Source organism: Longimicrobium sp. (genome assembly GCF_036387355.1).
Taxonomy (GTDB): Bacteria; Gemmatimonadota; Gemmatimonadetes; order Longimicrobiales; family Longimicrobiaceae; genus Longimicrobium.
In genome coordinates, this window is sequence record NZ_DASVTX010000579.1 from 1 (window position 1) to 17,515 (window position 17,515).

Annotated in this window: 20 protein-coding genes; 18 read left to right on the plus strand and 2 right to left on the minus strand. The window is 71.3% G+C overall.

Annotated elements, in window-relative coordinates; translation table 11 throughout:
• The 14 genes from VF665_RS25210 to VF665_RS25275 all read left to right on the plus strand — a co-directional run.
• A partial coding sequence (locus VF665_RS25210) for a glycosyltransferase (RefSeq protein WP_331056261.1) occupies window positions 1-376 on the plus strand: 376 nt, incomplete at its 5' end.
• A 216-nt stretch (window positions 377-592) separates the two neighbouring features.
• Entirely contained in the window at window positions 593-1,324 is a 732-nt protein-coding gene (locus VF665_RS25215) for a hypothetical protein (RefSeq protein WP_331056262.1), read from the plus strand.
• Window positions 1,325-1,777: 453 nt separating this feature from the next.
• Window positions 1,778-2,728, plus strand: coding sequence for an HPr(Ser) kinase/phosphatase (gene hprK / locus VF665_RS25220; protein WP_331056263.1), 951 nt, complete (start codon window positions 1,778-1,780; stop codon window positions 2,726-2,728).
• Window positions 2,721-3,140 carry a hypothetical protein gene (locus VF665_RS25225; RefSeq protein WP_331056264.1) on the plus strand — a complete coding sequence of 140 codons (420 nt, stop codon included), beginning with the start codon at window positions 2,721-2,723 and terminating at the stop codon, window positions 3,138-3,140. The genes hprK and VF665_RS25225 overlap by 8 nt, the downstream gene beginning before the upstream one ends.
• Window positions 3,115-3,597: a PTS sugar transporter subunit IIB gene (locus VF665_RS25230; RefSeq protein ID WP_331056265.1), complete on the plus strand. Its 483-nt coding sequence runs from the start codon at window positions 3,115-3,117 to the stop codon at window positions 3,595-3,597. Before VF665_RS25225 ends, VF665_RS25230 begins: the two co-directional genes overlap by 26 nt.
• A gap of 6 nt (window positions 3,598-3,603) precedes the next feature.
• Window positions 3,604-4,269 carry a PTS sugar transporter subunit IIC gene (locus VF665_RS25235; RefSeq protein ID WP_331056266.1) on the plus strand — a complete coding sequence of 222 codons (666 nt, stop codon included), beginning with the start codon at window positions 3,604-3,606 and terminating at the stop codon, window positions 4,267-4,269.
• Window positions 4,266-5,006, plus strand: coding sequence for a PTS system mannose/fructose/sorbose family transporter subunit IID (locus VF665_RS25240; RefSeq protein ID WP_331056267.1), 741 nt, complete (start codon window positions 4,266-4,268; stop codon window positions 5,004-5,006). Before VF665_RS25235 ends, VF665_RS25240 begins: the two co-directional genes overlap by 4 nt.
• An 11-nt stretch (window positions 5,007-5,017) precedes the next feature.
• Window positions 5,018-5,287, plus strand: coding sequence for an HPr family phosphocarrier protein (locus tag VF665_RS25245; protein WP_331056268.1), 270 nt, complete (start codon window positions 5,018-5,020; stop codon window positions 5,285-5,287).
• 4 nt (window positions 5,288-5,291) lie between these two features.
• Entirely contained in the window at window positions 5,292-7,079 is a 1,788-nt protein-coding gene (ptsP, locus tag VF665_RS25250; RefSeq protein WP_331056269.1) for a phosphoenolpyruvate--protein phosphotransferase, read from the plus strand.
• Between the two features lie 60 nt (window positions 7,080-7,139).
• Window positions 7,140-8,306 carry a methionine adenosyltransferase gene (metK, locus tag VF665_RS25255; protein WP_331056270.1) on the plus strand — a complete coding sequence of 389 codons (1,167 nt, stop codon included), beginning with the start codon at window positions 7,140-7,142 and terminating at the stop codon, window positions 8,304-8,306.
• 557 nt (window positions 8,307-8,863) lie between these two features.
• Window positions 8,864-9,391 (plus strand): bifunctional nuclease family protein, encoded by a 528-nt coding sequence (locus VF665_RS25260; protein WP_331056271.1) that lies wholly within the window; start codon window positions 8,864-8,866, stop codon window positions 9,389-9,391.
• Window positions 9,388-10,440: a hypothetical protein gene (locus tag VF665_RS25265; protein ID WP_331056272.1), complete on the plus strand. Its 1,053-nt coding sequence runs from the start codon at window positions 9,388-9,390 to the stop codon at window positions 10,438-10,440. Before VF665_RS25260 ends, VF665_RS25265 begins: the two co-directional genes overlap by 4 nt.
• Window positions 10,441-10,453: 13 nt before the next feature.
• Window positions 10,454-11,242 (plus strand): DNA repair protein RecO, encoded by a 789-nt coding sequence (recO, locus tag VF665_RS25270; RefSeq protein WP_331056273.1) that lies wholly within the window; start codon window positions 10,454-10,456, stop codon window positions 11,240-11,242.
• A gap of 101 nt (window positions 11,243-11,343) precedes the next feature.
• Window positions 11,344-11,844: a hypothetical protein gene (locus VF665_RS25275; RefSeq protein WP_331056274.1), complete on the plus strand. Its 501-nt coding sequence runs from the start codon at window positions 11,344-11,346 to the stop codon at window positions 11,842-11,844.
• Between the two features lie 325 nt (window positions 11,845-12,169).
• Here VF665_RS25275 and VF665_RS25280 read toward each other — a convergent pair whose 3' ends face one another.
• Window positions 12,170-12,523, minus strand: coding sequence for a C4-type zinc ribbon domain-containing protein (locus tag VF665_RS25280; protein WP_331056275.1), 354 nt, complete (start codon window positions 12,521-12,523; stop codon window positions 12,170-12,172).
• A 1-nt stretch (window position 12,524) separates the two neighbouring features.
• Window positions 12,525-12,977, minus strand: a complete 453-nt coding sequence (locus tag VF665_RS25285; protein WP_331056276.1) for a PTS sugar transporter subunit IIA — start codon at window positions 12,975-12,977, stop codon at window positions 12,525-12,527.
• A gap of 432 nt (window positions 12,978-13,409) precedes the next feature.
• Between VF665_RS25285 and mutS the strand changes: the two genes are divergently transcribed.
• Genes mutS through VF665_RS25305 form a run of 4 tightly spaced genes read left to right on the plus strand, consistent with a single transcriptional unit; the run spans window position 13,410 to window position 17,343 of the window.
• Window positions 13,410-15,989, plus strand: coding sequence for a DNA mismatch repair protein MutS (gene mutS / locus VF665_RS25290; protein WP_331056277.1), 2,580 nt, complete (start codon window positions 13,410-13,412; stop codon window positions 15,987-15,989).
• Window positions 15,990-16,014: 25 nt separating this feature from the next.
• Window positions 16,015-16,590: a DinB family protein gene (locus VF665_RS25295; protein WP_331056278.1), complete on the plus strand. Its 576-nt coding sequence runs from the start codon at window positions 16,015-16,017 to the stop codon at window positions 16,588-16,590.
• A 7-nt stretch (window positions 16,591-16,597) separates the two neighbouring features.
• Window positions 16,598-16,891 (plus strand): DUF3303 domain-containing protein, encoded by a 294-nt coding sequence (locus tag VF665_RS25300; protein ID WP_331056279.1) that lies wholly within the window; start codon window positions 16,598-16,600, stop codon window positions 16,889-16,891.
• Complete coding sequence (locus tag VF665_RS25305) at window positions 16,891-17,343, plus strand: NUDIX pyrophosphatase (protein ID WP_331056280.1); 453 nt, start codon at window positions 16,891-16,893, stop codon at window positions 17,341-17,343. Before VF665_RS25300 ends, VF665_RS25305 begins: the two co-directional genes overlap by 1 nt.
• Window positions 17,344-17,515 lie beyond the last annotated feature (172 nt).

The window sequence follows — 17,515 nt, forward strand, 5'->3', positions numbered from 1 at the left end:
CGTGCGCTTCGAGGGGTTCGTGAGCGAGGAGCAGAAGCGCGGCCTGCTGCGCACCAGCTGGGCGACGGTGCTCGCCTCGCCCAAGGAAGGGTGGGGGATCACCAACATCGAGGCGGGCGCCTGCGGAACGCCCGCCGTCGCCGCGGACTCGCCGGGGCTGCGCGAGTCCGTGATCCACGACCGCACCGGCCTGCTCGTTCCCTATGGCGACGCCGACGCGCTGGCGGACGCCCTCGCCTCCCTGGCGCGCGACCCCGCCCGCGTGCAGGCGCTCGGCGCGGGCGCGCACGCCTTTGCGCAAACGCTCTCGTGGGACCGCGCGGCCGAGCTCACCGAGGCGCACCTCGCCGCTGCCGCCGGGTCCGCAAAGGCGTAGACCGTCCGCACGCGGGCGCCGCGGGGGGTGCCGTCTGCGGTGCTTTCCGGACTTCGCGCCAGCCGCGCACGGCGGGCAGCGGGCCCTACGGATGGTTCACGCCGACGACGCGGACTGCTCGGCGCGGCGCCCGGGCAGCGGTGCCGGAGGCTCGAACCCGCACGGCGGAACGGAAGTGAACAAAGGGGGCGCAAGGTTTGCCTCACGTTCGGGGTCATGAAACCTCCGACCGCTGAACTGCACGCCAAGGCGCTGCTGGTCCACGACCGTCTGTGCGCCGCGTACGGCTGCCCGATCCCATACTTCCACGACTTTGATCCGCTGAGCGAGCTGGTCTCGTCGCTCCTCAGCCACCGCACGCGGAACAGCGATTCGGGCAAGGCGTTCCGGCAGCTTCGCGCGCGGTTCCCGGAGTGGGTGCAGGTGCGCGACGCGCCCGTGGGCGAGGTTGAGGAGGCGATCTCGCCCGCGACGTGGCCGGAACAGAAAGCACCGCGCATTCAGGCCGTGCTGCACGAGATCACCGCGCGGCGGGGCGGAGAATTGTCGCTGGACTTCCTGGGCACGCTCGCGGTGACGGAAGCGCGGGAGTGGCTGGAGTCCATCACCGGCGTCGGGCCCAAGACCAGCGCGGCGGTGCTCCTGTTCAGCCGCCTGCGCATGCCCGCGCTCCCCGTGGACAGTCACCACCATCGCGTGGCGCAGCGGCTGGCGCTCATCCCCGCCAACGTGGCCGTGGGTCCCGCGCACCGGCTGCTGGAGGCGCAGCTTCCGCAGGACTGGAACGCGCAGCAGGTGTACGACAACCACGAAGCGCTCATGCTGCACGGCCAGCGCTGCTGCTTTTACCAGAGCCCCGCGTGCCACCGGTGCCCGGTTCTGGACCTCTGCCCCTATGGCCAGCGCCGCGTCGCTACTTCGTCCCCCGCCGACCTCACGCTGCTCTGACCCGGCGCCTTGCACCCGACCGCCATTCTCCCCTCTCCGCGCGTCAGTTTGCACGGGGAGGGGCCGGGGGGAGGGGCCCGCGGCTGAGCGACTGAAGTCGCCGCAACAACGGCTGAAAGCCTCACGATACTGCCGTGAGGCTGGCAACCGCGGGGACGACGAGGTCAGTGCCGAAAGCCGTCCTCGCGCTGAGGTCTCCCTTTCTCCCGCTTGCGGGAGAGAGGGCCGGGGAGAGAGGGGTGCCCGGGCCCGCGCCGAACCACGCGTGCCACAGGGACGCCGTCCACCTTGCATCGGGCCGACGTCGGAGCCTCGCACCGAATCCTCTGCCCCATCCACCGGCCGCGGCGCCCGCCCGATTCCTGCATGGGCACCCGCGGGGCATGGTGCGGCCGCGGACGGGGCGTTATCCTGTCGCCCGCACCCCATCCACACCACGCACGAGGGCGCTTCTTGACGGTCGACGACCTGCTGAGCTCCAAACGGGAATCGCTCGCGCTGGAACTGCTGACCGACGAGCGCGGCCTGTCCCGCTCCGTGCAGACCCCCGACATCAGCTCCCCGGGGCTCGTGCTCACCGGGTACACCGAGCGCTTCCCCTCCGAGCGCATGCAGGTGCTGGGCGAAACGGAGTGCGCCTTTCTGGAGTCGCTGGACGACGACCGCCGCCGCGCCGCGCTGGTCACCTTTCTGGCCTTCAACATCCCCGTGGTGTTCATCACCAAGGGGCAGGAGCCGCCGGAGCCGCTGCTGGAGCTGGCCAACGCCACCGGCACTCCCGTGATCCGCACCGCGCTCAAGACCGCCGACTTCTACACGCGCATCAAGCCGTTCCTGGAAGAACGCTTCGCCCCGCGCACCACGCTGCACGGCTCGCTCGCGGACGTGTACGGCGTGGGGCTGCTCTTCGTGGGCAAGAGCGGCATCGGCAAGAGCGAAACGGTGCTGGACCTGGTGGAGCGCGGCCACCGCCTGGTGGCCGACGACCTGGTGATGATCACGCGGCGCGGCAACGAGATCCTGATCGGCAAGGGGCACGACCTGCAGCGCCACCACATGGAAATCCGCGGCGTCGGCATCATCGACATCCGCACCATGTTCGGCATTCGCGCCATCCGCCAGCAGAAGCGCATCGAGGTCGTGGTGCAGCTGGAGATCTGGGACGAGCACGCGGTGTACGACCGTACGGGGCTGGACACGCGCAGCATGGACATCCTGGGTGTGCCCGTGCCCATGGTGACCGTGCCGCTGGTGCCGGGCAAGAACATTACGGTGGTGTGCGAGGTGGTGGCCATGAACCACCTGCTCAAGTATTCGGGGATTGATACGGCCCGGCTGTTCAACCAGCGGCTTCAGGCCCGCATGGGGGGCACGTCGGAGTACCTGGAGGAAGATTATGAGTGAGCCCGTGCGGGGGCTGGTGGTGAGCCACGCCACGCTGGCCGAGGGAATGGTGCAGTCCGTCCGGCAGATCAGCGGCGCGCCCGAGGACGCGCTGCGGGCGGTGAGCAACGAGGGGTGCGGCCCGGAACGGCTGCAGGCCAGCGTGCTGGAGGCGCTGGGCGAGGGTCCGGGGATCGTGTTTACCGACCTGCCCAGCGGCTCGTGCGCCTTTGCCGCGCGCCGCCTGTCCGTGGACCGGCCCGACACCGCCGTGGTGTGCGGGGTGAACCTGCCCATGCTGCTGGACTTCGTCTTTCACCGCGAGCTTCCCCTTCCGGAACTGGTGGACCGCCTGGTCACCAAGGGGAAGTCCGCGATCACCGGCCAGTGCCGGGAAGGTGCGGTGCATGCCGATCGTGCTGCTTCGCGTTGACGAACGCCTGATCCACGGGCAGGTGGTGGTGGGGTGGGGCGGCCCCCTTCACGCCGACCGCATCGTCGTCGCCGACGACGCCATTGCGGCCAGCCCGTGGGAGCAGGAGCTGTACTGCCTGGGCGTGCCCCCGGAAATGGAGGCCGCCTTCGCCACGGTGGACGATGCCCGCGGCCACCTGGCCGAATGGCGGGGCGGGCCCCGGCGCGTCATCGTGCTGGTGCGCGACGTCCGCACCGCGCGGCGGCTGGCGGACGGGGGCGGGCTGCAGGGCGAAGAGGTGAACCTGGGCGGCATTCACGACGGGGAGGGGCGGCGGCGCGTGCTTCCGTACCTGCACCTGGGCCCGGGCGACGACGACGACCTGCGCGCCATCGCCGCGGCGGGGGCCAGGGTTTCCGCGCGGGACCTGCCCGGCAGCAGCCGGGTGGGGCTGGACCAGCTCCTGGCCCCCTGACGCGCCGTGATCCCCGATCCCCTCACCCTGGCCCTGCTGAGCCTGCTGGGCGGACTGCTGGCGCTGGACGCCACCTCGCTGGGGCAGTTGATGCTGTCGCGGCCGCTGGTGGCCGCCGGGCTGGCGGGGATCGTGGCCGGCAACCCGGCGGCGGGGATCGCCACGGGGCTGCTGCTGGAGGCGCTGCACCTGGCCGTGCTCCCCGTGGGCGCCTCGCGCTACCCCGAAGCCGGGCCCGCCGCCGTGGCCGCCGCCGGCGCCTTTGCGGGGTCCACCGACTCGCCCGTGGCGCTCATGGCGTGCGTGGTCTTCAGCATGGCGTGGGGATGGGTGGGGGGCAGGACGGTGGAGGCGCTGCGCCGGGCCAACGCGCGCCTGGCCGTTCCCGCGCCCGGGCCGCTGGACCCGGCGGCGGTGGAGCGGCTGCACCTTCGCGCGCTGGCGCTGGACGCCGCGCGGGGAACGCTGCTCACGCTCGCCGGGCTGCTGCTGCTGGGCACGCTGCTGGAAACGCTGGGGTGGATCCCCTTTCGCGAGCAGTGGACGCGCCCCGCGCTGGCCCTGTCCGCCGCGGGCGCCCTCGCGTCGGCGCTGCGGCTCTTTGGGCGGCGGCGGCTTCCCCTTTTTGCGGTGGGTGCGGTGGCGGGGGCGCTGGTGCTGTGGCTGAGGTGAACGGGCTGCCCCGTGGGGTGCGCCGGGCCATGCTTCTGCGCAGCTTTGCCGTGCAAGGATCGTGGAACTACCGCACCCTGATCGGCACGGGAATGGCGTTCGTGCTGGCGCCCGCGCTCCGGCACCTGCACGGTGCGGACGGGCCGCGGCTGCGCGAGGCCACGGGGCGGCACGCGGAGCTGTTCAACGCGCATCCGTACCTGGCCACGCTGGCCGCCGGCGCCATCGCGCGGCTGGAGGCGGACGGCGCGCCCCCGGAGCTCATCGGCCGCTTCAAGGCGGCGGTGCGCGGCTCGCTGGGCTCGCTGGGCGACCGGCTGGTGTGGCTGGTGTGGCGGCCCACCACGGCGCTGCTCATGGTGGCGCTGCTGCTGGCGGGGCTTCCCTGGTGGCTGGCCGTGTCCGCCTTCGTGGCCAGCTACAACGCGCTGCACCTGTGGCTGCGCGTGTGGGGGCTGCGCACGGGGCTGCGCGAGGGGCTGCAGGTGGCGCGCGCGCTGCGCGAGGCGCCCTTTGAGCGCATCGGCGAGCGCGCGTCGGACGTGGGCGCCTTTCTGTCCGGGTTTGCCGCCGTGCTGGCGGTGGGGTCCGGCGGGCGGAACGGATGGGACTACTTTGCCCTGGGGCTCGTGGCCCTGGTGGCGGGGGTCATGTTGGGCCCGCGGGTGCGGATGGTCGCGGGAATCGGCCTTACGGCCCTGCTCATCGCCGGCGTGGTGCTGGCGAGCAACTCGTGAACGTGAACGGGATGGAACACACCAACCAGGTCACCATCGTGAACCGGTACGGGCTGCACGCCCGTCCCGCCGCGGAGTTCGTCAAGCTGGCCAACCGCTTCACGTCCGACGTGTGGATCGGCAAGGACGACGTGGAGGTCAGCGGCAAGAGCATCATGGGGGTGATGATGCTGGCGGCGGAGTGCGGTTCCGAGGTGCGCATCCGCGCCTCGGGCGACGACGCGCGCGAGGCGGTGGACGCGCTCACGCAGCTGGTGCAGAACCGCTTCGGCGAGGACTGAGGCGGTGAGCTCCCTTCGCGAAGGCATTCCGGCCGCGCCGGGAATCGTGATCGGCCCCGCGCGCGTCCTGCGCTGGGAGGTGCCGCGCGTGCCGCACGGCGCCACCGTGCCCGCCGAGCAGGCGGACGCGGAGATCGCGCGTTTTCGCGAAGCGCTGGCCTACGCCAGCGAGCGCATCAAGGCGCTGCAGGTGCGCACCGCCGCCGCCATCGGCGAGGTGGAGGCGCGCATCTTTGAGCCGCAGGTGCTCATGCTGGAAGACGCGGACCTCATCGACGGCACCATCCGCACCATCCGCGAAAACCTGCTCACCGCCGAGCGCGCCTTCGAGTGGCGGGTGCTGGAGTGGGAATCGGCGCTGTCGCACAGCTCGCACCCCATGGTGCTGGACCGGCTGGCCGACCTGGCCGACGTGCAGACCCGCGTGCTGCGCCGGCTGATGGGGATGCCGGACCCGGACCTCGCCGCCCGCGTGGGCGACGGGGAGAAGTTCATTCTGGTCGCGCGCGAGCTGACGCCATCCGTGACGGTGCAGCTGGACCCGCGCACGGTGATGGGGATCGCCACCGACCTGGGCACGCGCACCTCGCACAGCGCCATCCTGGCCCGCTCGCTGGAAATTCCCTGCGTGGTTTCCGTCGGCAACCTGTCGGAAGAGGTGCGCGACGGCGACGAGCTAATCCTGGACGGGCGCACGGGGCGCGTGGTGGTGGGCGCGTCGGAGGAGGACCGCGAGGCGTACCGCCAGCGCGACTACCTGATCCGCGAGTGGGAGCAGGAACTGGTGCTGCTCGCCCACCTTCCCGCGGTGACGCGCGACGGGGTGCGCATGGCGCTGCGGGCCAACATCGACCTGCCCGGCGAAAGCGACAACGCGCGCATTCACGGGGCCGAGGGGGTGGGGCTGTACCGCACGGAGTTCCTGGTGGTGGGCCGTGCGACGGCACCCAACGAGGAGGAGCAGTTCCGCGCCTACAAGCGGGTCACGGAGTCGTTCCCCGGGCAGCCGGTGGTGATTCGCACCTTTGACCTGGGCGGCGACAAGTTCCCCGCGTTCCTGCACATCGGGCGCGAGGAGAACCCGTTCCTGGGATGGCGCGCCATCCGCGTGTGCCTGGACGAGCCCGCCATCTTCCGCACGCAGCTGCGGGCCCTCATCCGCGCCATGCCGTTCGGCGACCTGCGCATCATGCTCCCGCTGGTGAACGAGATCAGCGAGGTGACGCGCACGCGGGCGCTGATCAACGAGGCCATCGAGGAGCTGCGGGCGGAGGGGCAGCCCGTGCCGGACGCGTACAAGCTGGGGGCGATGGTGGAAACGCCCGCGGCGGCCATGCTGGCGCCGGAGCTGGCGCGGCACGTGGACTTCTTCAGCATCGGCACCAACGACCTGGTGCAGTACACGCTGGCGGTGGACCGCGGCAACTCGCGCCTGGCCTCGCGTTACAACCCGTTCCACCCGGCGGTGGTGCGCCTGCTGGCCGCCATCTGCAAGGCGGGCAACGAGGCGGGGATCGAGGTGAGCGTGTGCGGCGAGGTGGCCGCGACCCCGCTGGGCGCCTTTCTGCTCATCGGGATGCGCGCCTCGTCGCTTTCCGTGGGCCCGCCGGCGCTGGCGGAGATCAAGAAGGTCATCCGCTCGGTGACGTACGACGACGCGGCGGCCGGGGTGGCCGAGGCCATGGCCGCGCACTCGCCGGAAGAGGTGGTTTCCGTTCTCACCGCCCGCCTGGCCCGGGTGCTGGACCTGGGCAAGTTCTCCGCCTCGCTGGGGTTGTCGCGGGCGGACTGACCTTCTACGTTCCGCCGCCCGTCTCCCCTTTTCGCACGCCCTGAACCGCTTGAGCGCCACGTGACTCGCCGCCACTTCTTCACCTCGGAGTCCGTCACCGAGGGACACCCGGACAAGATCGCCGACCAGATCAGCGACGCCGTGCTGGACGCCATCCTGGAGGCGGACCCCGCCGGCCGCGTGGCGTGCGAAACGCTCGTGACCACCGGCGTGGCCGTTGTCGCCGGGGAGATCAGCACCAGCACGTACGTCGACATCCCGGCCATCGTGCGCGGCACGCTGATGGGGATCGGGTACACCGACGCGCGCTACGGCATCGACGGCAAGACCTGCGCGGTGATGACCACCATCGACCAGCAGTCCGCCGACATCGCCATGGGCGTCAACACCGGCGGCGCGGGCGACCAGGGGATGATGTTCGGCTACGCCGCGCGCGAGAACGAGGAGCTGATGCCGCTCCCCATCCTGCTTGCCCACCGGGTGGCGCGCCGGCTGGCGGAGCAGCGCAAGTCGGGGCACCTGATGTGGCTGCGCCCGGACGGCAAGAGCCAGGTGACGGTGGAGTACGAGGGCGACCGGCCGGTGCGCGTGGACACCGTGGTGGTGAGCACGCAGCACGACGAGGACGTCACGCAGGAGCAGATCGTGGACGAGATCCGCCGCCACGTGATCGCCCCGGTGATGCCGGAGGATCTGTTCGATCCCGAGAACTGCACGATCCACGTGAACCCCACGGGGCGGTTCGTGATCGGCGGGCCGCACGGCGACGCGGGGCTCACGGGGCGCAAGATCATCGTGGACACGTACGGCGGCATGGGACGGCACGGCGGCGGCGCCTTCAGCGGCAAGGACCCCACCAAGGTGGACCGGTCGGCGGCGTACGCGGCGCGGTGGGCGGCCAAGAACGTGGTGGCGTCGGGCGTGGCGGACCGGTGCGAGATTCAGCTGGCGTACGCCATCGGCGTGGCGGAGCCGGTGAGCATCCGGGTGGACACGTTCGGCACGGGGCAGGCGGACGAGACGCGGATTGAAAAGGCGCTGGGCGAGGTGTTCGACTTCCGCCCGCTGGCCATCATCGAGGCGCTGAACCTGCGCTCGCCCATCTACAAGCCGAGCGCGGCGTACGGGCACTTCGGCCGCACCAGCGAGGCGGGGGAGAACGGGGTGACGCTGTTCCCCTGGGAGCGCCTGGACCGCGTGGACGCGCTCAAGTCGCTGCTGGGGTGATGCGCCCGCGCGGTCAGGCCGCGCAGATTCCCGGTCGGACAGACCGGGGGAGCGTGATGGGCGCGCTGAGCGACTGAAGTCGCCGCAACAACGGCGGAAAGTCTCCCCAGACAGACGGGGAGACTTCACCTGCATGCGGGCGGATGGCCCCGTGCTGAGCGACTGAAGTCGCCGCAACAACGGCGGGAAGCCTCACGATATTGCTGTGAGGCTGCTCGGGCGCGGACGATGAAGCCGGTGCCGTACGCGGCGCTCGCACCGAGGTCTCCCTTTCGCCCGCGACAGCGGGGGAGAGGGCCGGGAGAGGGGGCCTCTCCGACCGCGCGGCCCTCCGAAGCGCACCGGACCGCCGTTCTCCCCTCTCCGTGCGTCTGTTTGCACGGGGAGGGGCCGGGGGAGGGGCCCGCGCGCAGCGCGACGCCGTTCCCGCCTCCGCCCGCCGCGCACCGCGCCGGTACGGTTCCACCGCCGCGGCGGAACCGGAAGCGAAACTTGCGGTACCCTGTGCACCGCCGGTCGCGCGGCACGCCTCGGCCCGAACGCACCCGCACGCACGCATGATCAAGGTCCGCGTCCAGAGCCTGGGGCTCGATCAGAACACCAAGTCGCCCGTGGTGATCCTGCAGGAGGAGGGCGGCAGCCGCGTCCTTCCCATCTGGATCGGGCCGGCGGAGGCCAGCGCCATCGCCATGCAGCTGGCGGGGATGAAGTTTCCCCGCCCGCTCACGCACGACCTGTTTCCGCTGCTCATCCGCGGGCTGGGCGGCACGCTCATCCGCGTGCTGATCACGCGGGTCAAGGAGAACACCTACTTCGCCGAACTGGTCATCCAGCGCGGCGACGAGCTGTTCACCGTGGACGCGCGCCCCTCGGATTCCATCGCCATCGCGCTGCGAACCCAGGCCCAGCTGTTCACCACCGAAGACCTGCTTACCACCAGCACCCTCATCCCCGCCGAGGACGAGGTGGTGATGCTGGGCGAAGACGCTCCCGCCGAGGGCCCGCAGCCGGGGCTGAACCCCGAGCAGCTCAAGGACTACCTCAGCAAGCTCGATCCAGAAGACCTGGGACGTTTCAATCCGTGACTCCGCTTCCTGTACCTGAGCGGGCGGTGCGCCACACGGCGCGCCGCCCGTTGCCGCTCCTGTTCGCGGTGCTCTGCGCCGCGCTGGCCTCCGCTCCCGCCGCCGCGCAGGCCCCCGCGCCCGCGCAGGCGCCCGCCGCCTCCGCCCCCGCCCGCGCGTCCATGACCGGGCGCGTGGTGCGCGAGGGACGCGGCGTGCCCGGCGCCTCGGTGGAGCTGCACCGCGTGGCGTCGGACACCTCCGGCCGCGTGGCGGTCACCGCCTCCGGCCCGGACGGCGCGTTCACCTTTCGCCTGCCGCCGCAGGACCCCAACGCCAGGTTCTCCGTCTTCTTTGCCACCGCCATGGTGGACGGCGTGCGCTACTTCGGCCCGGCGCTGCACCCCAGCGACCCCGGCGCCACGTACGAGATCGCCGCGTACGACACCACGTCCGCGCCCGCTGCGGTCAACTCGCTCACCGTGGGCCGGCGCGACGTGATCCTGGTTCCCGGCACCCGCGGCGCCTGGGACGTGGCCGAGGTGGTGCACGTGGAAAACCCGTCGCGCCGCACGGTGGTGGGGCAGGGGGGCAAGCCGGTGTTCGGCGTGCGCCTTCCCGACGGCGCCACGGACTTTCAGACGGAGCGGCCCATGACGGGCTCCGGGCCGGACGCGCAGGACCTGATGCTGGTGGGCGATCGCGTGGTGGCCGCCGTCCCCATCACCCCCGGCGGGCGCGACATGCTGTTCCGCTACCGTCTGCCGCAGGGAAGCCGCACGCTCGCCTTTCCCCTCACGCACGCCACCGACACGCTGACGCTGTACGTACGCCAGCCCGCGCCCGGCGTGGCTGTCGCGGGGCTGGCGAAGGCGGACACGTTCAGCGCGGAGGGCGACACCTACCTGCGCTACACGGGAACGTCCATGCGCCCGGACTCCCGGGTGACGCTCACCTGGCGCGCGCCGGGGATGGGGATTGATCCGCGGCTGCTGGCCGGGGTGCTGGCGGGGCTGGTGCTGCTGGCGGGCGCGTGGTTCGCGCTGCGCCGCCGCCCGGCGCGGGCCTGACGCGGGGGGCGGCGTGCCGCTGGTGAGCACGCGCGCGCTGGTGCTGCAGTCGTTTCCCTACAGCGAAACCAGCAAGATCCTGCGCCTGTACACGTGGGAGCACGGCCTGCTTTCCGTGATGGCCAAGGGCGCGCTGCGCCCCCGCAGCCGCTACGGCGGCGTGCTGGAGCCGTTCACGGAGGGGCAGGCCGCGTTCTACCTCAAGCCCGGGCGCGACCTGCACACGTTGAGCGGGTTTGACCTGGTGCGCAGCCGGCAGGCGCTGGGCCGCTCTCTGGTGGGCTTTGCCGGCGCCTCGCTGCTGGCGGAAATGGTGCTGCGCGTGGGGGCGGAGGAGGCGCAGCCCGCACTCTACGCCGCACTGGCCGGCGCCTGGGACGCCATCGCCGGGGCGGCAGACGGGGCCGAGGCGCTGGCCGCCTCGCTGGCCGGCGCCTGGACGCTCATCGGACTGATGGGCTTTGCGCCGCAGCTGGACGAGTGCGTGGTGTGCGGCGCGGAGGTGCAGCCCGCGGATCCCGTGCGCTTCGACGCCGTGGCGGGGGGCGTGGCCTGCACCCGCTGCCGCCCCGCGGGACGCGTGCTGGAGCCGGAGAGCCGCTCGGAACTGCGCGTGCTGCTTGCGGGAGAGGTGCCGGCGGGCGGGGTGGGGCGGCCGGGGACGCACCGCGCCCTCCTGCGTGCCTTTCTGGACGCGCAGGTGGCGCACGACAAGCCGTTCCGCGCGCTGGACCTGTTCCTGGAGAACGCAAGCGCCGCGCGTCCGGCGCCGCCCGCCGCGCCGGGCGTGGACATCGCTTGACCCCGGTGTCGCGAACGGGGTATGTTCAGCCGTACTCGCCCATCCCCCGTGGGACCGTATCAGGAGGGAGCAGACCACGCGTCAATCTGGTGAACAGTGAGGTGCTGATGCTTCGTGCACCACCTGTTCTGCTCCTCCTGCTGCTGCTGTTCGGTCCGTTCCCCGCTCCCCCGGCGCGGGCGCAGAGCAGCCCGCAGGCCACGGTGCAGGCCAAGGGCTTTCACCTGGAGCAGAACTACCCCAATCCCGCCAACCCGGACACCTATATCCCGTTCGTACTGGAGCCGGAGATGTTCGCAGACGGAGGCACCCGGGTGGTCTCCATGCGGATCGTAAACATGTTTGGTCAGCTCGTCGCCACGCCGCGCGCGGTGGCGCACCCCCGCGGCCGCAACGTGCCGGTGCTCAACCTGCGCTACACCGAGCCGGGGCGAAAGCAGGCGTACTGGGATGGAAGGGACACCAACGGCAACCGCGTCGCCACCGGGGTGTACGTGTGCATGCTCCAGGTGGACAACCGCACCGTGTATCAGCGCGTGATGGTCACCGCCCCGCCCAGGCGCAGGTCCCGCTTCTGGCCCTTTGGCCGCCGCGGCGACTGAGAGCCGGTCTGACTGCAGAGTCGGGCCGGCTTTTCGTTGGGGGATGATGGGGAGGTAGCGCGATCGGGATGGTTCGGCGGGGGATGATGGGATCGGTGCGCGCGGCCGGCTGGGGCGCTCACCCCGCGTGCTGCGCACCACGACCCTCTTCCCGCGAACGGATGCGGGAGAGGGAGCACACCCCGGTCTGACGCGCGCCGGACCGTTCGGCGCGGCGAGTGGGGGCAGCCGGAGCGGGGCGGACGGAGGGAAGCCGGATCCGGAAAACGACGAGGCCCCTCCGGGTGGAGGGGCCTCGTTGCGTCCGGCTGTCCGGCGAAGCGGATCAGTCGATCAGGTACAGAAAGCGGCCGCAGTTCTGGCAGGTGCGGACTTCCTCGTTGCGGTCGGCGTCGCTGGCCAGCGCCGTGGGCACCTGCACGAAGCAGCCGTAGCACGTCCCGCGGATCACGGGAACGACCACGCGGGGGTGCTTGGCGCCCACCCGCTGGTAGCGGCTGCGCACCTGAGGCGGAAGCGACTCTTCCATTTCCGTGATCTTGCCGTCCAGCTCACGAACCGCGTCGTCCACGCTCAGGCCGAACACGGATTCCTGCACCTCGCGCTCCGCCTGCTCCAGCTCGCGGCGCTGCGTCTTGAGGTCCTGGATTTCCAGCAGCGTTTCAAGTTGGGGATGCATGTCAGGCAGCCTTTTCCTCGAGCAGCGCCAGAAACTCCTTGGGGGTCTTTACCTGCGCCAGGCGGCCCGCCACGTCCGGCTCCTTTACAAAGCCGGCGATCTTGCCCAGCACCGGCAGGTACTGGTTGGACACCTCCAGGGGGGGCGCCACGATCAGGAAGAAGTACTGAACGGTGCTGTCGTCGATGGCCTTGAAGTCGACGCCCTCGGGCTTGCGGCCAAAGGCGACACGGAGGCGGTTGACCACCAGCGAGCGGCAGTGGGGAATGGCGATCCCCTTGCCGATGCCGGTGGAACCGAGGTTTTCCCGGCGCTTGAGCATCTTGAACAGGATGCCCTGCGACTTGTCGTCCAGCCCCAGAAGGCCGATCAGCTCCTTGAGGATCTCGTCCTTGCCGGAGCCCTGCAGGTCCAGGTTGATCGCGTCTTCGGTGAAGAACTCGCGAAGTTCCATATCGTTAAATCCCGTTGGCCTTTAATCACCATTCGCAGTGCCGTGTCCACACGGACCCGGCAATGTACACCGGCCCCTGTACCCTGTCAAAACAAGCACTTAGCCCGCCGCGCGAGGACGGCCCCCGCCCATCCGCTCCGTCCGCCCTTCCGCATCCGTTTCCCCGCCGTACTCCAAGCGGAATCATTGCGCGGCCATCTCACCCATCCGTTCTCCCCGCGCGACCTCCGCACCGCTGCGTCCTGCGCGTGAGTGCGGTTGCCGTTCGCGGTTTTCCGCTTTCGGACATCACGAGGCCAAATGTGTACGTCCGGTGGCGCAATCCGTCCCGTTGCCCTCTCCGTTCGCTCCGGGTACTTTTCGCGCCGTATCCGACGATGACCCCAAAGCCGCGCCCGCGGCCCGGTTCCGCGCTTCCAGCACCCCCCAGGAATGGCGTCCGAAGACACCCCGCTGATGCTGCAGTGGCGCGAGGTAAAAGCGCGCCATCCGGACGCGCTCGTGTTCTTTCGCGTCGGCGACTTCTACGAGCTGTTCAACGAGGACGCCGTCGAGGGCAGCAAGCTGCTGGACCTGACGCTCACCTCGCGCAACAACGGCGGCAGCAAGGCGCCGCTGGCCGGCATTCCCGCGCACGCGCTGGAAAACTACCTCCGCAAGCTGGTGGGCTTCGGCAAGCGGGTGGCCATCTGCGACCAGATCGAGGATCCCGCGCTGGCCAAGGGGCTCGTGCGCCGCGCGGTGACGGAAATGGTGACGCCCGGCGCCGTGTTCAGCGACGCGCTGCTGGAGTCGCGCCGCAACAACTACCTGGCGGCCATCGCGGGGGATGCGGCGGGGGAAAGCGAGGTGGGGCTCGCCCTGGCGGACCTTACCACGGGCGAGCTCAGCGTGCGCCGCGTGCCGTGGGAGGAGCTGACGGACGTGCTGGGCGCCTGGCAGCCCGCGGAAATCCTGCTCCCGCGCACGTGGGAGCTGTTTCCGCTCCCCGGCGCCGGAACGGCCACGCTCACCTACCGCGGCGACTGGCTCTTTGACCCGCGCGGCGCGGCGGAGGAGCTGTGCCGACACTTTCGCGTCGCCAACCTGGCGGGATACGGGTTCGAGACAGGGGACCAGTGGCTGGCGGCGGCGTGCGGCGCGCTGGTGGGCTACCTGGCCGAGGTGCAGCCCGCCGGCTTCGCGGGGCTGCGGCCGCCCGTGGTGGAGCGGGCGGGCGGCGCCATGGTGCTGGACGAGATGACGCGCCGCAACCTGGAACTGGTGGAAACGCTCCGCGGCGCGGGGACGGAAGGCACGCTGCTCAAGGTGCTGGACGAGGCGTGCACCCCCATGGGCGGCCGGCTGCTGCGCCGCTGGCTGCTGGCCCCGCTGCTCAAGCCGGACCACATCGCCGCGCGGCTGGACGCGGTGGACGAGTTCTTTGGCAGCGACGCCATGCGCCGCGCCGTGCGCGACGCGCTGGGCGGGGTGCGCGACCTGGAGCGGCTGGCCATCAAGGTGGGCGCCGGCCGCGCAACGCCGCGGGAGATGCTCGCCCTCGCCACCTCGCTGGGCCGCCTCCCGCTGCTGATCGGCGCGCTGGGGAACGCAAAGTCGTCGCTGCTCGCGATCCTGCGCGACGGGCTGGAGCCGCTGGACGACGTGCGCGAGGCCATCGAGCGCGCGGTGGACCCGGACGCGCCCGTTTCCCTCGCCGACGGTGGCGTGATCCGGCAGGGCCACAACGCGGACCTCGACGAACTGCGCTCCATCCGCGACGGCGCGGTGGACTGGATCGCGCGGCTGCAGGCATCCGAGCGCGAGGCCACCGGCATCAACACGCTCAAGATCGGCTTCAACCGCGTCTTCGGGTACTACCTGGAGGTCACGCGCGCGCAGGCGGACCGCGTTCCCGACCACTACCACCGCAAGCAGACGCTGGCCAACGCCGAGCGCTACTACACGCCCGAGCTCAAGGAGTGGGAGGAGAAGGTCCTGGGCGCGGAGGAGCGCATCGGCTCGCTGGAGCAGCGGCTGTTCGCGGAACTGCGTGAGGCGGCCGCGCGCGAGGTGCCCCGCATTCAGCGGGTGGCGGACCACGTGGCCGTGGTGGACGTGCTGGCCGGGCTGGCGGAGGTGGCGTGCATCCGCGACTTCGTGCGCCCGGTGGTGGACGGCGGCTTCGCGCTGGAGATCCGCGGCGGGCGCCACCCCGTGGTGGAGACGATGATGCCGCGCGAGGAGTTCATCCCCAACGACGTCAAGCTGGACGAAGACGCGCGGGTGATGATCCTTACCGGGCCCAACATGGCCGGCAAGTCGACGGTCCTGCGGCAGGTGGGGCTGATCGCGCTTCTGGCGCAGGTCGGCTCGTTCGTCCCCGCGCGGGCGGCGCACGTGGGCGTGGTGGACCGCATCTTTACGCGCGTGGGCGCGTCCGACAACCTGGTGCGCGGGCAGTCCACCTTCATGGTGGAGATGAACGAGACCGCGGCCATTCTGCACGGCGCCACGCCGCGCTCGCTGGTGCTGCTGGACGAGATCGGCCGCGGGACGAGCACCTGGGACGGCCTGTCCGTGGCGACCGCGACCACGGAGCACCTGCACGACCAGGTGGGCGCCAAGACCATCTTCGCCACGCACTACCACGAGCTGACGCGCCTTTCCGACACGCTGGACGGCGTAGTGAATTTCAGCGTCGCGGTGCGCGAGGTGGGCGAGGACATCGTCTTTCTCCGCCGGCTCGTGCCCGGCGGGGCGGACCGCAGCTACGGCGTGGAGGTGGCGCGGCTGGCGGGGATGCCGGAGACCGTCGTGGCGCGGGCGCGGCAGGTGCTGCACGAACTGGAGGAGCAGTCGGCCGCGGCGGCGGGGAACGCGCCGGACCCCGGGCTGCAGCTGGGCCTGTTCGACGGCGGCGGCCTGCCGCATCCCGCGGTGGAGCGCCTGCGCCAGGTGAACCCCGACGCGCTCACGCCCATCCAGGCCCTCGTCCTGCTCGCCGACCTGGTCCGCGCGGCCAGGAACTGACGCGTTCCCCCTCCCGGAGATTGCCGTGCACGCTGATCCGCTCGCCGGAAAGCCCGGCCTGGTCCACGCGCTGGCGCAGGTGGAGGGCGAGGTGGCCGCGTTCTTCGGCGGCCTGTCCGACGCCGGGTTCGTGCACCGCGTGGGCGATGCGTGGACGCCGGCGGAGCACCTGCATCACCTGAACGTCAGCGTGAGCGCCGTCGCAAAGGCGCTCGGCTACCCGAAGCTGGTGCCGGGCCTCCTCTTCGGGCGGGCGCGGCAGCCGTCGCGCACGTACGCGCAGGTTCGACACGCGTACCGCGCGGTGCTCGCGGGCGGGGGCGGCGCGTCGGGCCGGTACGTGCCGCCGCGAGTGGAGGCCGCGCCCGCGGAGGTGCCCGCGCGCCGCGCGGAGCTGCTGGCGCGCTGGGCCCGCGTGAATGCGAGGCTGCGCGCGGGGGTGGAGACGTGGAGCGACGCGCAGCTGGATCAACTTCGCCTGCCGCACCCGCTGCTGGGCAAGCTCACCGTCCGCGAGATGCTCTTCTTCACCCTCTACCACAACCAGCACCACATCGAGGCCGCCCAGCGCCGTCTGCCTCGCCTCGTCCCCGCACGCTGAGCCGCGGATGCTGTATCTGGTGATCGAGGAGTTTCGCGGCGGCGATCCGCGCGCCGTCTACCAGCGGTTCGCGGAGCGGGGCCGCCTGGCGCCGCCGGGGCTGACGTACGTGGCCAGCTGGGTGACGGCCGATCTGCGCCGCTGCTACCAGGTGATGGAATGCGAAGACCGCGCGCTGCTGGATGGGTGGATGGAGGCGTGGCGCGACCTGGTGGACTTTCGCGTGGAACCCGTGATGACATCGCCGGAAGCGTCCGCCGCGGTCGCATCGATGGATGCGCTCCCGCCCACCGCGTCCTGATGCGCGCGCCGTTCCAGGTGCTGGTCCTGCTCTACACATGGACGGTGGATGGCAAACCGCGCTACGCGGTTCTGCGCCGGGCCGATCTCGGCGTGTGGCAGCCCGTCGCGGGCGGCGGCGAAGATGAGGAGACGCCCGCGCAGGCCGCCGGGCGCGAGGCGTGGGAGGAAGCCGGTCTGCCGTTGGGGACGGAGCTGATTTCGCTCGGCGTCGTGGGCCGGGTGCCGGTGACGGAGTTTCGCGATCGGGCGCACTGGCCGCCGCATCTGGAGACGATCCCAGAACACGCCTTCGCCGCGCCCATCTCCCCCGCGGCCCTTCGCCTTTCCGCCGAGCACGACGCGATCGAGTGGATGGACTACGCCAGCGCCGCCGCTCGCCTCCACTGGCCCAGCAACCGCGCCGCGCTCGCCGCCCTGCATCAGCGCCTCACGAGCAGCCCCCCGGCCTAGTGGTCCCGGGCCGTCCGAGGTCATGCAGCGCAACAATCTGTCATTCTTGAGAGCGTGTTGGGAAACACGCTTGTTGTACCGCCTCGGCCTGTGAGTGTCATTCTGAAAGCGTGTTGGGAAACACGCTTGTTGTACCGCCTCGGCCTGTGAGTGTCATTCTGAAAGCGTGTTG

Excerpts from the sequence above, each read along its gene's own strand:
- VF665_RS25245 (WP_331056268.1), top strand. The coding sequence starts at position 5,018 with ATGGAACACACCAACCAGGTCACCATCGTGAACCGGTACGGGCTGCAC.
- mutS (WP_331056277.1), top strand. The coding sequence starts at position 13,410 with ATGGCGTCCGAAGACACCCCGCTGATGCTGCAGTGGCGCGAGGTAAAA.
- VF665_RS25300 (WP_331056279.1), top strand. The coding sequence starts at position 16,598 with ATGCTGTATCTGGTGATCGAGGAGTTTCGCGGCGGCGATCCGCGCGCC.
- VF665_RS25215 (WP_331056262.1), top strand. The coding sequence starts at position 593 with ATGAAACCTCCGACCGCTGAACTGCACGCCAAGGCGCTGCTGGTCCAC.
- VF665_RS25230 (WP_331056265.1), top strand. The coding sequence starts at position 3,115 with ATGCCGATCGTGCTGCTTCGCGTTGACGAACGCCTGATCCACGGGCAG.
- VF665_RS25260 (WP_331056271.1), top strand. The coding sequence starts at position 8,864 with ATGATCAAGGTCCGCGTCCAGAGCCTGGGGCTCGATCAGAACACCAAG.
- VF665_RS25280 (WP_331056275.1), bottom strand. The coding sequence starts at position 12,523 with ATGCATCCCCAACTTGAAACGCTGCTGGAAATCCAGGACCTCAAGACG.
- VF665_RS25225 (WP_331056264.1), top strand. The coding sequence starts at position 2,721 with ATGAGTGAGCCCGTGCGGGGGCTGGTGGTGAGCCACGCCACGCTGGCC.
- VF665_RS25285 (WP_331056276.1), bottom strand. The coding sequence starts at position 12,977 with ATGGAACTTCGCGAGTTCTTCACCGAAGACGCGATCAACCTGGACCTG.
- VF665_RS25305 (WP_331056280.1), top strand. The coding sequence starts at position 16,891 with ATGCGCGCGCCGTTCCAGGTGCTGGTCCTGCTCTACACATGGACGGTG.